This window comes from Ensifer sp. MJa1 (assembly GCF_037026475.1).
GTDB lineage: Bacteria > Pseudomonadota > Alphaproteobacteria > Rhizobiales > Rhizobiaceae > Ensifer.
Genome location: NZ_JAKUMO010000007.1, coordinates 36,604 through 51,746, shown reverse-complemented (window position 1 = coordinate 51,746; position 15,143 = coordinate 36,604). Strand labels below are relative to the sequence as shown.

General features: G+C 59.7%; 18 protein-coding genes. 13 read left to right on the top strand and 5 right to left on the bottom strand.

What is annotated here, in order from left to right; translation table 11 throughout:
• Positions 1-8 precede the first annotated feature (8 nt).
• The gene (locus MKZ91_RS11630; RefSeq protein ID WP_336171044.1) at positions 9-377 is read right to left on the bottom strand and encodes a MarR family transcriptional regulator; all 369 of its coding nucleotides are present in this window, start codon (positions 375-377) and stop codon (positions 9-11) included.
• Positions 378-472: 95 nt separating this feature from the next.
• Between MKZ91_RS11630 and MKZ91_RS11625 the strand changes: the two genes are divergently transcribed.
• From MKZ91_RS11625 to virB11, 13 genes are read left to right on the top strand one after another with little or no spacing between them, the layout of a single operon-like run.
• Positions 473-991, top strand: coding sequence for a hypothetical protein (locus MKZ91_RS11625; RefSeq protein WP_336171043.1), 519 nt, complete (start codon positions 473-475; stop codon positions 989-991).
• Between the two features lie 3 nt (positions 992-994).
• Positions 995-1,660, top strand: a complete 666-nt coding sequence (locus MKZ91_RS11620; RefSeq protein ID WP_336171042.1) for a lytic transglycosylase domain-containing protein — start codon at positions 995-997, stop codon at positions 1,658-1,660.
• Positions 1,661-1,960, top strand: a complete 300-nt coding sequence (locus tag MKZ91_RS11615; RefSeq protein WP_336171041.1) for a TrbC/VirB2 family protein — start codon at positions 1,661-1,663, stop codon at positions 1,958-1,960.
• A gap of 4 nt (positions 1,961-1,964) precedes the next feature.
• Entirely contained in the window at positions 1,965-2,306 is a 342-nt protein-coding gene (locus MKZ91_RS11610; protein ID WP_336171040.1) for a type IV secretion system protein VirB3, read from the top strand.
• Positions 2,293-4,668: a VirB4 family type IV secretion/conjugal transfer ATPase gene (locus MKZ91_RS11605; RefSeq protein WP_336171039.1), complete on the top strand. Its 2,376-nt coding sequence runs from the start codon at positions 2,293-2,295 to the stop codon at positions 4,666-4,668. The genes MKZ91_RS11610 and MKZ91_RS11605 overlap by 14 nt, the downstream gene beginning before the upstream one ends.
• Positions 4,665-5,363, top strand: a complete 699-nt coding sequence (virB5, locus tag MKZ91_RS11600) for a P-type DNA transfer protein VirB5 (RefSeq protein ID WP_336171038.1) — start codon at positions 4,665-4,667, stop codon at positions 5,361-5,363. Before MKZ91_RS11605 ends, virB5 begins: the two co-directional genes overlap by 4 nt.
• Positions 5,360-5,590 carry an EexN family lipoprotein gene (locus MKZ91_RS11595; protein WP_336171037.1) on the top strand — a complete coding sequence of 77 codons (231 nt, stop codon included), beginning with the start codon at positions 5,360-5,362 and terminating at the stop codon, positions 5,588-5,590. The genes virB5 and MKZ91_RS11595 overlap by 4 nt, the downstream gene beginning before the upstream one ends.
• A gap of 3 nt (positions 5,591-5,593) precedes the next feature.
• On the top strand, positions 5,594-6,526 hold the full coding sequence (locus MKZ91_RS11590; protein ID WP_336171036.1) for a type IV secretion system protein: 933 nt from the start codon (positions 5,594-5,596) through the stop codon (positions 6,524-6,526).
• Positions 6,526-6,855 carry a hypothetical protein gene (locus MKZ91_RS11585; RefSeq protein ID WP_336171035.1) on the top strand — a complete coding sequence of 110 codons (330 nt, stop codon included), beginning with the start codon at positions 6,526-6,528 and terminating at the stop codon, positions 6,853-6,855. Before MKZ91_RS11590 ends, MKZ91_RS11585 begins: the two co-directional genes overlap by 1 nt.
• A complete protein-coding gene (locus tag MKZ91_RS11580) occupies positions 6,849-7,520 on the top strand; it encodes a virB8 family protein (protein ID WP_336171034.1) in 672 nt (223 codons plus the stop codon). The genes MKZ91_RS11585 and MKZ91_RS11580 overlap by 7 nt, the downstream gene beginning before the upstream one ends.
• Positions 7,520-8,371, top strand: a complete 852-nt coding sequence (gene virB9 / locus MKZ91_RS11575) for a P-type conjugative transfer protein VirB9 (protein ID WP_336171033.1) — start codon at positions 7,520-7,522, stop codon at positions 8,369-8,371. Before MKZ91_RS11580 ends, virB9 begins: the two co-directional genes overlap by 1 nt.
• A 9-nt stretch (positions 8,372-8,380) precedes the next feature.
• Positions 8,381-9,553 (top strand): type IV secretion system protein VirB10, encoded by a 1,173-nt coding sequence (gene virB10, locus MKZ91_RS11570; RefSeq protein ID WP_336171032.1) that lies wholly within the window; start codon positions 8,381-8,383, stop codon positions 9,551-9,553.
• Positions 9,554-9,562: 9 nt separating this feature from the next.
• Positions 9,563-10,552, top strand: coding sequence for a P-type DNA transfer ATPase VirB11 (virB11, locus tag MKZ91_RS11565; RefSeq protein WP_336171031.1), 990 nt, complete (start codon positions 9,563-9,565; stop codon positions 10,550-10,552).
• A gap of 906 nt (positions 10,553-11,458) precedes the next feature.
• On the opposite strand, the gene MKZ91_RS11560 is transcribed toward virB11, so the two are convergent.
• From MKZ91_RS11560 to MKZ91_RS11545, 4 genes are all read right to left on the bottom strand, one after another.
• The gene (locus tag MKZ91_RS11560) at positions 11,459-11,626 is read right to left on the bottom strand and encodes a hypothetical protein (protein ID WP_110881099.1); all 168 of its coding nucleotides are present in this window, start codon (positions 11,624-11,626) and stop codon (positions 11,459-11,461) included.
• 160 nt (positions 11,627-11,786) lie between these two features.
• Positions 11,787-13,304, bottom strand: a complete 1,518-nt coding sequence (locus tag MKZ91_RS11555) for a tripartite tricarboxylate transporter permease (protein ID WP_336171030.1) — start codon at positions 13,302-13,304, stop codon at positions 11,787-11,789.
• 14 nt (positions 13,305-13,318) lie between these two features.
• A complete protein-coding gene (locus tag MKZ91_RS11550) occupies positions 13,319-13,810 on the bottom strand; it encodes a tripartite tricarboxylate transporter TctB family protein (protein WP_336171029.1) in 492 nt (163 codons plus the stop codon).
• Complete coding sequence (locus MKZ91_RS11545; protein ID WP_336171028.1) at positions 13,807-14,751, bottom strand: Bug family tripartite tricarboxylate transporter substrate binding protein; 945 nt, start codon at positions 14,749-14,751, stop codon at positions 13,807-13,809. The genes MKZ91_RS11550 and MKZ91_RS11545 overlap by 4 nt, the downstream gene beginning before the upstream one ends.
• Positions 14,752-15,143 lie beyond the last annotated feature (392 nt).

Sequence of the window (15,143 nt, the reverse complement as noted above, 5' to 3'; positions counted from 1 at the left end):
AAGACTCACTAAGCTCCAGGTTTTCCCTGCTCCGGGCCTAATCTTAGGCGGTCGAAAACGTCTGGACAGAACGCAAACTGCCTCGCGGTGCCTCGTCCCATCGAGTTCTTCACAATCGTTTCGGTCAAAATGCCCCTCTCAATGAGAGGATCGATAGATTCCGCCACTGCGTTGCGCGTCAGGCCGGTAATTTTGCTTATATTCGATAGCGTTAGCTTCTCGTGGTTTTGGTGCATCATATAGAGCACAGTCATCATCCCGACCTGCTTCAAACGCGACTGTGGCGTTTCTCCCTCCACCGGCTTGTCGAAAACTTCCTGCAAGGCATAAGCCGAAAACAGCTGGCTCTGCCAATGAGCATTGAGGGTGCTTGTCATTCTTTATACTGTCAGATATATGATTGTAAAATGCGTCACGAACTCGCGCCGCTTGTTAGGTTTACCCGCAAGCGCTTCAGTGAAGGATGGTGGTCATGAGCAAATCTCTCGCACGGATAGTTGTCGGTGTCGCCAGTCTAGCGTCATTCTATCCTGTTTTCGACGGTAAAGCGCGAGCGGCTGAATGGGGTTGCCAGGTTATCCTGTGCCTTTCCAATCCGGCTGGTCCGACGCAATATACGGAGTGCCTGCCGCCAATCCAAAAGCTCTGGCGCGCACTCGCAAAAGGGCGGCCCTTTCCGGCCTGCCAAGGCATTGCTTTCCAGACCTCGCGTCCGCGGTACGAGCCCTATTACTGCAACGACGGTTACCGCCTGACAATCCGGCAAGGAGATCGTGGGCGCGAGGCGGGCTGTATCTCGATCAGGCCTCAAGCCGTCTCGAATGCCGGATGCAATTTCGACGAAAACAGGACGCCCACGGTGGCGTGGCCGCGGATGCACGACCACACGCGGTGCCAGCGCTATTTGACGACGCGACCCAACATACGTCCACAACCCCATTACATCGACGTCACCATCGATGGCGTCGGCAAACAAAGAGTGTGGTACTGAGCCATGCCTGTTGTTTTCCTCGACCTGGCGCAAGCATGCGCACCGATGGTTTCAGCCGAGATACTCGCGGGCGTTGTCAGCCTTGAGAGTCGGTTCGAACCCTTCGCGATCCGGATCAACAGCGGTGCCCCACTCGCCGCGCAGCCCGCGAACAAAGCGGAGGCGATCGAAATCGCCACGACCTTGGCCACCAAGCGGCAGGACATCCAGCTCGGTCTCGGCGGTCTCGGCGTGGAAGAACTCCGGAACCTGAAGATCTCGATCTCAGATGCCTTTGACCCGTGCATCAACCTTCGAGCCACCGCCACGCTGCTCGACGGATACTACCGACTGGCCGTCAAAGCCGGTGCGCAGCCGAACCGGGCTGAACAAATGATGTTGCAGTCCTACTTCGGACGGGGCGATCCCTCCGCCGGCGCAATGGTCAACTACGACAAACAGGTGCGCCAGGAAGTAACCCGGCTCGCCGGAACCCTCAAGACTGTCACGCTCGAAAATGGAGGGCAGTGGATGAAGCCCGACGCAGCGGCTCATGGCACGGCGATCGTCGATGCCGGCAAGGACGAGGACCCGACTGATCAAACGGTTTCGGTACCGCCTTGGGATGTTTTCAGTTCGAGACGGAGGTCTTCCGTCCTCGTGTTTCAGAACAGTCAAATGGAGGAGTGAATGACCCTCAGTGCCCGTATCCGCCCGATCGTCGCATCTGCCGTCATGGCAACAGCCATCGTGGCCTCCATGGTCGAACCTGCTTTCGCACAGGCTGCCGGCATCGAGACCGTGCTGCAGAACATCGTCAACATGCTAACCGGCAATATCGCCAAGTTGCTGGCCGTCATCGCGGTAATCGTGATCTGCATTGCCTGGATGTTCGGCTACATGGATCTAAGGCGCGCAGGGTTCTGGATCATCGGCATCGGCGGCATCTTCGGCGCCACCGAGCTCGTCAACACCATCGTTGGAAGTTGACAGGATGATGACCACACGGCCGATCCTTGAGGACGACACGTTGTTTATCGCCTGCACCCGGCCGGCGATGATCGCAGGCGTGACGGTGGAAGCCATGGGCATGAACATCATGCTGACGACCATGCTCTTCATTGTAGCAGGGTCGGTCGCCTATGCGCTCCTCGGCGTCGTCTTCCATCTGGCGTTCCGTGCACTCGTCAAACACGACCACAACGGGTTCCGCATCTTGCTGGCCTGGTTGGAGACACGCGGTCGGTCTCGAAACAGCGGCTATTGGGGCGGGGCGACGCTAACACCCCTGAAGCTGACGCGCAATTTCGACGAAAGGGACCTTGGACTTGCGTAACTTCGCCAAACTCAGATCTCGCGAACTCGACCCAGATGCCTTCATTCCCTACGTCCGCCACATTGACGGATCGACAATCTCGCTCGATTCCCGAGCCCTGATGGTAATGATCGCACTGGAGGGCGTCTCGTTCGAGACGGCGGACGCCCTCGTCCTGAACGCCCTTCATCGCGATCTCAACACGCTTTACCGGAACATCGCTGACGAGCGGCTTGCGTTGTGGACGCATCTCATCCGCCGTCGCGACGATAGCTATCCGCAAGGCACGTTCACCACACCGTTCTCGGCAGGGCTGAACGATAAATATCGCGCGCGATTGGTGGGCGAGGACCTGTTTCGCAACGACCTCTATCTGTCGATCCTCTGGTCTCCGGCTCGCGATGCAGCTGACAAGGCTGCGAAGCTCCTGTCGCGGCTGCGACACGCCCGCACGGCTGGCGTCGAACTGGAACTCGAGTCCCTGAAGCATCTCCGTGACAAAGTCATCGATGTCACAGCGGCCTTGAAACGCTTCGGCCCCTGCGTGCTGTCGCTCTTCGAGCACAAGGGCCTCATCTTATCGGAGCCGAGCGAGGTGCTGCACCAGCTCGTCGGCGGCCGGCGGGAGCCAGTTCCGCTGACGGAGGGGCGCATCGCCTCGGCGATCTACTCAGATCGTGTCATTATTGGGCGCGAGACGATCGAAATCCGTTATGAGGCGGAAAGCCGCTTCGCGGGCATGCTGAGTTTCAAGGAATATCCGGCTCGAACCAGCACCGGCATGCTCGATGCCGTGCTTACCAGTCCATTTGAGCTCACCCTGACACAATCCTTCTCCTTCATGTCGAAGGCTGACGCCCGCATCATCATGGGCCGCAAGCAGAACCAAATGGAGAGCATTGGAGACAAGGCGTTCTCGCAGATGGAGGAGCTCGATGAAGCGATGGACGCGCTGGAGTCAAATCGGTTCGTCCTTGGCGAACACCACCTGGCGCTTGCCGTCTTTGCTCCGTCGGTGAAGGAACTGAACAACAATCTCGGCAAGGCCCGCGCCAGTCTGACCAGTGGCGGCGCGGTTGTTGCGCGTGAGGATCTCGGCCTTGAAGCTGCGTGGTGGGCGCAGTTGCCTGGCAACTTTCGCTATCGTGCGAGATCCGGTGCGATCACGTCCCGCAACTTCGCAGCGCTCGCTCCATTTCACTCCTATCCTATGGGTCAGAAGGATGGCAATGAGTGGGGACCAGCCGTCGCCCTTCTCAAGACGGCGTCTGGATCGCCGTACTACTTCAATTTCCATTATGGCGATCTCGGTAACACTTTCGTCTGCGGACCGTCCGGTACCGGCAAGACCGTGCTCTTGAACTTCATGCTGTCGCAGCTCGAAAAGCACGATCCGCATATGGTCTTCTTCGACAAGGACAGGGGAGCTGACCTTTACGTGCGCGCCGCTGGCGGGACCTATCTGCCGCTCAAGAATGGTGTCCCGACCGGGTGTGCTCCCCTGAAAGCGCTTGAACTGACGCCGGAAAACAAGGTGTTTCTTACACGCTGGGTCGGCAGGCTTGCCGGTTCTCCAACGCGGGAACTGACGGTGAGCGAACTCCGCGACATCGCGTCCGCCATCGACGGCCTTGCCGACTTGCCGGTGGAGCGCCGGACGATCGGCGCGCTCAGGACCTTCCTCAACAACACCGATCCCGAAGGCGTCGCCGCGAGGCTGCGCAGGTGGGAGAGGGGAGGGCCGCTCGGCTGGGTCTTCGATAACATCATCGAGGACATCGGAATTGACTGCAAGTTCGTCGGCTATGACATGACCGACTTCCTGGACAACGAGGAAATCCGCACACCCCTGATGGCCTACCTCTTCCACCGGGTCGAGCAGTTGATCGATGGCAGGCGCATCATCATCGTTATCGATGAGTTCTGGAAGGCACTCCAGGATGAAGAGTTTCGCGATCTCGCACAGAACAAGCTCAAAACCATCCGCAAGCAAAACGGCCTTATGCTCTTTGCTACGCAGAGTCCGCGCGATGCGATCGTATCGCCGATCGCTCATACGATCATCGAGCAATGCCCGACGCAGATCTTCCTGCCGAATGCCCGCGGCAACCGCGCCGACTATGTCGACGGCTTCAAGCTCACCGAACGGGAGTACGAGCAAATTGCACGCGAGCTCTCCGTCGAGAGCCGCCGTTTCATATTGAAGCAGGGACATAACAGCGTCGTCGCCGAACTGAACCTCGACGGTTTCGATGACGAACTCGCCATCCTCTCCGGCCGCACCGCGAATGTCGAACTCGCCGATGCCATCCGCTCAGAAGTCGGCGACCGGCTCTCGGATTGGCTTCCGATTTTTCAGCAACGAAGGAGTTTGAGCGAATGATGTCCGATCATTTTCACGGTGCGGCATTTGCCGCAGCCCTTGTTCTTTCCGCCGGTACGGCCGCTGGGCAAGGAATTCCGGTCATCGACCAGGCAGCAATTGCCAAGCACCTTGAAAGCATCGCTCAGCTTAAAGCCCAGCTTGATGCTCTTCGGCAGCAGATCGAGCAGGCGCAGCAGCTTTACGGCTCGCTCAACAAGATCACCGACATGGCGGATGTTGCCGGCGTCCTCAACGATCCGGCCGTACGCCAAGCACTGCCTGAGAATTTCACCGCTGTTGAGGGGCTGCTCAAGGGCAATGGCAGCGGTTTCTTCGGCGACGCGGCCTCAAGGTTCCTTGAGGGCAATACCGTCTATCGCACGAATGCAGACGACTTCTATGCGCAGGAGCTGTCCCGTATCCAGAACAAGAACGGCGGGCAGATGAGTCTCGGGCAGCAGATTTACGACGCAGCCACCAAACGGATCGACGGCATTGACCAACTGCGCAAGAAGATTTCAGCGGCGGGTGACGCCAAGGACATTGCCGACCTTCAGGCTCGACTTCAGGCCGAAACGGCTTTTCTCCAGAACGATATCCTGCGCATGCAAGCCCTTCAGATGGTGCAGCAGGCCCAAGCCGAGGTTGATGAGCAGCGCAAGGCGGAAGACTGGCGCCGTCGTTTGGATGCGATGGGGGAGGCACTGCAATGAAGAGGCATGTCGTATTAATTGCCGTCCTATTGGTCAGTTGCTCCGACCAATCCGAGCGGACCTACACTGTCGACGAACTCATAGCAGACGAGGCTTTGCTTTCCGAAATCATCGCTGCGTGCCGCAACAATCCCGGTGAACTGGGCAATAGCCCTAATTGCCAAAACGCTGCGGCTGCGGACTTCAAGGCCCGCCTCGAACGAATGGGGAAGGCGGTTGGAGGCTGAGGCATGTATCAGGTTTTCGCTTTCGTCGATGCGCAGTTCAAGGCTCCGCTCGAGACCTTCGTTTCGGACGGAACCTCAAACATCTCGGAGTGGATCTCAGGCCCGCTAACGGCAGCGGTCACGCTCTATGTCGTGCTTTACGGCTATCTCGTGCTCCGCGGCTCGGTTCACGAGCCTGTGCTCGACTTTGGCTACCGGGCGATCAAACTGGCCATCATTGTCATGCTGGTGAAAAACGCCAGCGAATATCAGACCTACGTCACAAACCTCTTCTTCGAGACGTTGCCGCGCGAGATTTCACAGGCGCTGAATACCGGAGCCGCGCCGAGCGCGTCGACGTTCGACAGCCTGCTCGACAAGGGACACGAGTGTGCCAAGGAGGTTTGGGCCCGAGCCTCCTGGCCGGTTGATGTCGTCACAGGCATCGGCGGCATGATGGTCATTGGCGCGAGCTTCATCGTCGCTGCAATCGGCTATATCGTCTCGCTCTACGCGCGGCTAGCGCTCGCAATCGTGCTCGCAATCGGGCCGATTTTCGTGACACTAGCGATGTTCCAGGCCACGCGACGCTTCACCGAGGCCTGGATCGGTCAGCTTGCGAACTTCGTGATCCTGCAGGTCCTCGTCGTTGCCGTCGGCTCGATGCTGATCAACTGCATAGATACGACCTTCACGGCAATTCAGGGATATAGCGACGTGCTTATGCGTCCAACCGCTCTCTGCGCCATCTGTATTGCCGCCCTCTATGTCTTCTATCAGCTTCCAAACATCGCTTCGGCGCTTGCCGCCGGGGGCGCATCGCTAACCTACGGCTACGACGCCGCGCGCGCCGCCCATGAGAGCATGCTTGTTTGGGCGGCGTCCCGTGCGGCCAGTGCTGCCAGACGGGGTGTTCGCGCGGTTGGTCGAACCCTCACGTCGAAAGGCGCTAGCTGATGACGTCCTTTGCACGAACAAGAAAAGGCCCTCTCGGAGTGATCACATCAATCCTGCTGCTCTGCATGGCGACGACCGCTCTCAGCAGCTGTGCATCGATGACGTATCCGCTTCCCAAATGCGACGGCTATTCGCGCCGGCCCCTCAACCGCTCGATGTGGCAGTGGGAGAACGACAGCAACCACAAACCAAAATACTCGGATGAGCGCCCGGCAACGTCGTCGCGTGTGACCACTGCCTATGCCGAAGAGGGGAGGAAGCCGCTGGCTTTTGCCCACCCCGCCATCGATGCCTCGTACCATTCTTGCGGGGGCGTGGCGCGATGGTGACGACGGACAACCTCAAGAGCTACTTCGAGAAGGCAAGGCGTTTCGACCAGGATCGTATGATCCAGGTGGAGCGATCCAATCGCATTGCCTGGTCGATTGCCATTGTCGCCAGCGTCGTTGCTGGTGCCTCGATCTTCGCTATTGCGGGGCTTACGCCGCTTAAGACCGTGGAACCCTTTGTCGTGCGGGTCGACAATTCGACCGGCATCGTCGATGTCGTCTCGGCATTGACATCAACTGCCGGAACCTACGACGAAGCCGTCACGAAGTACTTCGCCGCGAAATATGTTCGCGCTCGCGAAGGCTATGTCTGGAGCGAGGCGGAGGAAAATTTCCGTACGATCGCCCTGTTGTCGACGCAAGCAGAGCAGACCCGGTTCTCGGCCGTCTTTCGCGGCAGCAATCCGGAGTCGCCGCAAAACACATATGGGCGCGGCGCCACTGCGCGCATCAGCATCGCCTCGATTTCGCTGATCAATCCGCATGTCGTATCCGTCCGCTATATGCGAACCATCACGAGTGGGGAAGACATTCGGACAACCCACTGGGTTGCGACGCTCACCTTCTCCTACGCAAACGCGCCGATGTCTTCGACGGATCGGCTGGTTAACCCCCTCGGCTTTGCGGTTAGTGAATACCGAGCCGATCCGGAGGCGATCAACTAATGCGGACCCTAGCCATCTTCGCGCTTCTTCTCGCTGGCTCTCCTTCGGCGTTTGCCCTCGAAATCCCTCGCGGGGCGTCGCAGGACAGCCGTATCCGTTTCGTTGACTACCAACCCTACAACATCACGCGCATCATCGGCTCGCTGCGCTCCTCTGTTCAGGTTGAATTCGCTTCCGACGAAGAGATCGCACATGTCGCGCTTGGCAACAGTGTCGCGTGGGAGGTCGCTCCGGCGGGCAACATCCTGTTTCTCAAGCCGCGAGAAAATCAGCCAGTCACCAATCTCTCTGTTGTCACCACTCGGCGCGATGGCTCGACCCGAAGCTACCAAATGGAACTGACGGTGCGAGATGGCGCGGTGGAGGTGGGGCAGAACACTTACTTTTACGTCAAATACCGTTATCCGGCCGCTGAAATTGAACGGCGGCGCCAGGCCGCGGCGGCGCGAGCGATCGCTGCGCAAACGAAGGAGGCCGACAACGTCCTGGCCATTCATGAGGCCTATGGTCCGCGAAATTGGCGCTACTCGGCGCAAGGCTCCCACGCGCTGGAGCCGCACTCGGTCTACGACAATGGCAAGGTCACGACGTTTGCCTTCGTCGGCAATCAGGAAATGCCCGCGATCTACATCGAGAACTCAGACGGCAGTGAAAGCCTGGTGCCGAAATCCGTAGATGGCAATCTTGTCCTGGCCCATGCGATCAGCCGGAAGTTCATCTTGCGTAGCGGACGGGACGTGCTCTGCGTCTTCAATGAGTCCTACGATCGTGCAGGTATGAACCCGGACACCAACACGAGCTCGCCGTCGGTCGAGCGCGTCGTCCGTACCGACGCGGGCGTGACACAATAGGAAGCTGTCATGGTTCAGGAAGATGAAAGCCGGATACCGGGCGAACGTGCCGAAACGGTTTCCACCGGGAGGATCGACAGCAATCCCGTCTTGAAGCGCGGCGCGGTTGCGCTGGCCGTTGTTACCTTTATCGCCTTTGCCCTGTGGTCAATGAGCGGCGAGCAGACCCCGGCGGACACAACGAGACCTGAGCGGGTTGTCATCCGACAAACGGCTAATTTCGAGCCGGCGAAGGAAAAGGTGGAGCCGGTTCAGCAATTACCGGAAGTGAAGCTCCCGATCCCGGTCGCGCCCGATGAGGTGAAGGAGGAAGATCCGCTGCTCGACTCGGCGCGCCGAGCGCCCGTTATGGCCTTTAGCGGCGGGCAGAGAAACGCGACGTCGCGCAATGACAGCGAAAATCCTACCATCTCGACAGACGACAATTTCCTGCCGCTCGATGGAAATATGATGGGCCAGAATGCGGCCAATGCCGATGAACAGCGGTTCAACGGGCTGCTGCGGCCGACCAAGCTTGAGGGCTCGCGCGCCGGCACGCTCGGCAATCGGAACTTCATCGTCGCGATGGGAACCTCGATACCCTGTGTCCTGGAAACTGCCATGGCATCTGATCAGCCCGGCTTCACAAGCTGCGTGATCAACAGGGATGTCCTTTCGGACAATGGCCGTGTCGTGCTGATGGAGAAGGGCACGCAGGTAGTCGGCGAGTACCGCGGCGGTCTCCAGCGAGGACAGAAGCGCCTCTTTGTGCTCTGGAACCGTGCGAAAACGCCGAAAGGCGTCATCGTCACACTAGCGTCGTCGGCGACCGATGCGCTCGGCAGGGCTGGCGTCAATGGCTATGTCGACACCCACTGGTGGGAGCGGTTCGGCAGTGGGCTTCTCCTTTCCATCGTCGGCGACGCCACGAGCTATGCCAGCGGCCGCCTGCAGGACAGTGACGTTGAAGGGCAAAATACGACAAGGGCGGGTCAGCAAGCGGCGGCCATTGCTGTCGAGCAATCGATCAACATTCCTCCGACGCTCAACAAACATCAGGGAGAGGTTGTCTCGATCTTCGTGGCGCGTGATCTCGACTTTTCCAGTGTCTACCGGCTGCGGGTTATCGAGCCGAAGAGCAAGGTCCTCGACAGGGCGGTGCTCGGGAACTTCAGCACACAGTCGACGCTCGTTACGAAATAGGCTGGGCCGATGACAGAAGGTCCTGACGCAGCGGTCGTTCGTGAGCTGCTTTTGCCGTTGACGCCGTTCCTCGATGATCCTTCGCTCTACGAAGTGATCGTCAATCGGCCCGGACAGGTGTTGACGGAAGGTTCCGGCGGTTGGCGGACCCATGATCTGCCGGAGTTGTCCTTCGAAAGGCTGTTGCGCCTTGCCCGGGCCGTGGCCAGTTTTTCCCATCAGTCTATCGATGAGACGCGGCCGATCCTTTCGGCAACACTGCCAGGGGACGAACGGATCCAGATTGTCATCCCGCCTGCGACCACCCGCAACGCGGTCAGCATCACCATCCGAAAGCCATCATCGGTCACATTCACGCTCGATGATCTGGAGGAGAGAGAGTTTTTCTCCGAGACGCGAGCAGGAGACGCCGACGAAGCGACGCAGGACCCTGATTTGCTGGCGCTGTACCGAGCCGGTCGCTTCAAGGATTTTCTGCGCGAGGCCGTCATCGCTCGAAAGAACATCATCATCTCCGGTGCAACTGGATCAGCCAAGACGACACTGTCGAAAGCGTTGATCAAGCACATTCCAAATCACGAGCGGATCATTTCCATCGAGGACACTCCCGAATTGGTTATTCCGCAGCCCAACCACGTACGCCTTTTCTATTCGAAGGGTGCCCAGGGACTCTCGGGTGCAGGCCCAAAAGACCTACTAGAATCCTGTCTCCGGATGCGGCCGGACCGAATTCTGCTGCAGGAGCTGCGTGACGGCACGGCCTTCTACTATGTGCGCAACGTCAATTCCGGCCACCCCGGATCGATTACCAGCGTGCATGCTGGCTCCGCCAAGCTCGCCTTCCAACAGCTGATGCTACTTGTGAAGGAATCCGAAGGGGGTCGCAATCTAGATCGCGAAGATATCGAGAAGTTGTTGAGGGTATCAATCGACGTCATTGTTCAATGCAAGCGAGTGGGCGGTCGGTTTCGCGCAACTGAAGTCTACTTTTGCGCGTGACGGACGGCCGATGCTACAGGAGCTTGGGGGTGGCGCCATGTTATTCTGTGCGATGGGCGGTAACGCCTCGAAGGTCTTCACAATGGTGTCGAGTTCGAAAGTAAGGCGGGCGCTGAAACGCCGAGGACCGGACATCATCCACACGGTGAGCTCGATGGCTTACTCGCTGGAATCGCACCCTTTGCATCTGAAAAGGTAGTTGCCTCTCCGATTGCGGCCATCTTGTCGTTTGGGCGCGCCGCGGACACCCAGTTAGTCTGACGACGCCAGTTCCACCGATTTACGACGATTGAGATGGCGTTTGGATCGAGGCGTACTCCCAGCCAGGAACAATATATGGACGGCTGATAAAATCTGTAAGATCCCTTTACTGGTTGTATTAAACGGAAAAAGTGCTGTTAAGAACTCAGCGAAGGGGTCCATTCCGTGGATTTTGACGATTGAGACCTTCTGGCTGGGACTTCTCGGTTGATCCCGAGAAAGTGCCGGGTACACGCGACGAATACGAGGCACTGGCCCGGAAGCACGCCGCGGAAACGCTGGCGGCTCTGGCGTGCAAAGCCGAGGCGGAAGGCGTGGCGTGCCAGATGGAGCTGTGCCGAACTCGTCCGCATGGCGTTGCATGGTCGTGGCGGCGTCGGAAGCCTGACCGTGGGCAGCGTCGCGGCCAAGGCGCTGGCGCATTTGACGATACCGGAATTAATCCATCGCGCGAAGAATTGAGCCGACGGAGCCCAACGCTTTTTTATATCATGCGAGTGCCTGCGGCGAACTGCGACGCTCGAAGAAGCCCAGTGAGGCAGGGACGCTCTTTTCCAACATAGAAACGGCTCGACCATCTTTCGATGTCGAGCCGATATTATCCTTGGGAGGATAAGGCGCGCGTCGGGCGCGCGCTGGAATTCATTAGCCGCGGCGTGTGTCAGGGAAGGTTGCCGGGTCGATGCCCAGCGTGCGCAGGTCGCTTGCCTTCGGACGGCGGTGACCTTCGACAGCGGCGGCGGCAGCGCTGGCAGCGCCGAGAACTGCGAAGGCACGACCGATGAAACCCTTGTGGTAAGTTGTGGTAGCCATCTTCTTGCTCGCTTTCGTTTTCTAATCGATGAGCAAAAGATGGGACCTGGCCGGTATTTTTGCAATGCACAATAGGTCACGTCAGCCATGCAATGAAAGCAGGCCCGGTTGGTCGTCAAACCAACCGGGCCTCTCAGATAGGCCTTGGGAGGAGGCGCTATTAGTCTTCGCTGGCGGCGAGCTGGGAGAGCACCTCACCACGGCCGCGAGCCCGCAGGATCAGCGGCACGATCAGGGCCGCAGCCGCGATGATCAGCAGTGCCGCGGCGATCGGCGAGGTGAACAGCACGGAATAGTCACCCTGGCTGATTGCCAGCGCCCGTCGCAACTGCTGTTCGGCGAGCGGCCCAAGGATCAGGCCGACGACGACAGGGGCAATCGGGTAGCCGAAGACGCGCATGGCGTAACCGAGCAATCCGAAGGCGAGCAACATGCCGAGTTCGTAGACCGACGGGTTGGCTCCAATGGTGCCAAGGGTCGCAAACAACAAGATACCGGCGTAGAGCCAAGGCTTAGGGATCGTCAAAAGCTTCACCCAGAGGCCGATCAGCGGAAGGTTCAGGACCAGCAGCATGAAGTTGGCGATCAGCAGGCTGGCGATCAGGCCCCAGACAAGCTGCGGATTGGTTGCAAACAGGAGCGGGCCTGGCTGGAGACCATATTGCTGGAAGCCGGCGAGCATGATGGCTGCCGTCGCCGTGGTCGGAAGACCGAGCGTCAGCAACGGCACCAGCGTGCCGGCGGCCGAAGCGTTGTTGGCGGCTTCCGGACCGGCGACACCTTCGATGGCGCCGTTGCCGAACTCCTCGGGATGCTTCGTCAGGCGCTTTTCCGTCGCGTAGGACAGAAAGGTGCCGATCTCGGCGCCGCCGGCCGGCATGGCGCCGATCGGGAAGCCAATGAACGTGCCGCGCAGCCAGGGCTTCCAGGAGCGCGCCCAGTCGGTCGCACTCATCCAGACCGATCCGCGCACGGCCTCGACCTTGTCCGGACCCTTGTCGCCCTGGGCCGCAATGAACAGCGTTTCGCCGATGGCGAACATGGCAACTGCAAGCGTCGTGACTTCGATACCATCAAGCAGTTCGGGAACGCCGAAGGAAAGGCGAGCCTGGCCGGTCAATTGGTCGATGCCGACGACCGCAAGCGCAAGGCCGATGAACAGCGATGTCAGGCCGCGAAGCGTCGAGTCGCCGAAGGCGGATGAGACGGTGACAAAGGCGAGCACCATCAACGCGAAATATTCACGCGGACCGAAAACCAGGGCAAGCTTGACAATATAGGGGGCGATGAAGGCGAGGCCGAGCGTGGCGATCAGGCCAGCGACAAAAGAGCCGATTGCGGCGGTTGCGAGCGCCGGGCCGCCACGTCCGGCACGGGCCATCTTGTTGCCCTCGAGCGCGGTGACGATCGAGGCGCTTTCGCCTGGTGTGTTGAGCAGGATCGAGGTGGTCGAGCCGCCATACATGCCGCCGTAGTAGATGCCGGCGAACATGATCAGAGAGCCGCCCGGGTCGAGCCGGTAGGTGACCGGAAGCAGAAGTGCCACGGTCAACGCCGGGCCGATTCCGGGCAGAACGCCGACAGCCGTCCCGAGCGTGACGCCGATCAGCGCGTAGAGCAGATTCATCGGCTGCGCAGCAACCAGCAGTCCCTGCATCAGGAATTCAAAAGTAGCCATAGTCGTTGGCCCTCTTAGAAGAACAGGCGTTCAAGCGGCCCTGCGGGCAGCGACAATTGCAGGAGCTTGGCGAAGATCACCCACACGACAAAACAGCTTGCGATGCCGACCGGGATCGAGAACCACAGCTTGCGTTTGCCAAAACCACGCGCCGTCAACGCGAACAGAATGCCTGTGGCGATCGAAAAGCCCGCGACATTGAGCAGCAGCATCTGGGCGGCGAGACCACCAACGATCCAGATGACCGGAGCAATCTCCTGGTGCTCGCGCTCAGGAAAATCGCCGCGAAATGCTTCGAACGCGGTCCAGATTGCAAGACCGAGAAGACAGCAGGCGATCGCGTAAGGGACGGTCGTCGGTCCGACCTGGGAGTAGCCGGCAGCGCCCGCCAGGCGTGAGACGTCCCAGAAGATGAGGCCAGCGATGGCAGCCAGAACCACCGCGATGAAGAGCGCCGCCCGATCCGGGCGACGCGTTGCAGTTGAAGGGTGATGCCCCTTGCTCATTTCACCAGTCCAATGTCCTTGAGAACACCTTCGGTGGCCGCAACGTCCTTCTCGAGCTGGGCGTTGAAGGCGTCACCGGCGAGATAGCTGTCCTGCCAGCCCTTGGTCTTCAGCACTTCCTGCCAACCGGCAGACTTGGCAAGCTTCTCGATGTCGGCCGAAACGGCGGCCTTCTGCTCGTCCGAAAGGCCCGGAGCGGCAGCGACCATGCGCCAGTTTTCAACGACCACGTCGAGACCCGATTCCTTCAGCGTCGGAGCTTCGACCCCAGCGATGCGCTCAGGGCCGGAGACCGCGAGCAGGCGCAGCGTGCCGGCCTTGACCTGCGATTCGAACTCGCCATAGCCCGACACGCCTGCCGTGACCTGGCTGCCGAGGATGGCTGCAAGCGCTTCACCGCCGCCGGAATAGGCGATGTAGTTGATCTTGGTCGGGTCGACGCCAGCGGCCTTGGCGATCAGGCCAACGGCGATGTGGTCGGTACCGCCGGCCGAACCGCCAGCCCAGGAAACCGCGCCCGGATCCTTCTTCAGGGCTTCGACGAGGTCGCCCATCGTCTTGATGTCCGACGAAGCTGGAACGACGACCGCTTCGTATTCGCCGGTGAGGCGCGCGATCGGGGTCACATCCTTAAGCGTGACCGGGGACTTGTTGGTGAGGATCGCGCCGACCATGACGTAGCCACCGACGATCAGGGCGTTGGCATTGCCCTTCTGCTGGCTTGCGAACTGGGCAAGGCCGATGGTGCCGCCGGCGCCCGGAACGTTCTGAACCTGGACGTTGCCGGAGATGCCTTCCTGCTGCATGACGGTCTGCAGCGAACGGGCCGTCTGGTCCCAACCGCCGCCCGGGTTTGCCGGCGCGATGATGGTGTAATCAGCGGCAAAGGCCGGCAGCGACATGGCGCCGGCGAGAATCGTTGCGAGGAAAATATGTTTCAAGGTCAGTCCTCCGTGAGGCGCGTTTTCACCGCGCACGTTGTTTCTGCGTGCGAACGGGAAGACGGCGACGGGTTCTTTTGACCCTTGTCGCTTGACCGGATTGGTGGCTTCCTCCCAGTACGCAACCGGCTGCCCGCCTCCACGGGTGCCAGTGACCCTAAGCCACCATAGAAAGCTGACATTTAGCTGACATCAAGCCCCGAATGATAATTTCCGGGCGCGATGTTTATGATTTCTTAGGCTTTGGTGGCCGTGTCGAGCTGGGCTGCGCCGCAAAACCAGCCAAAGAGCCGACGTCGCACAAAACGCGGGGGAGATCCGGTCGAATCGCCGCTCGGAAATTGCTGCAGAACGGTACGTCGCGACTGGGCGTGGCGATTGCCGAAAGCGGC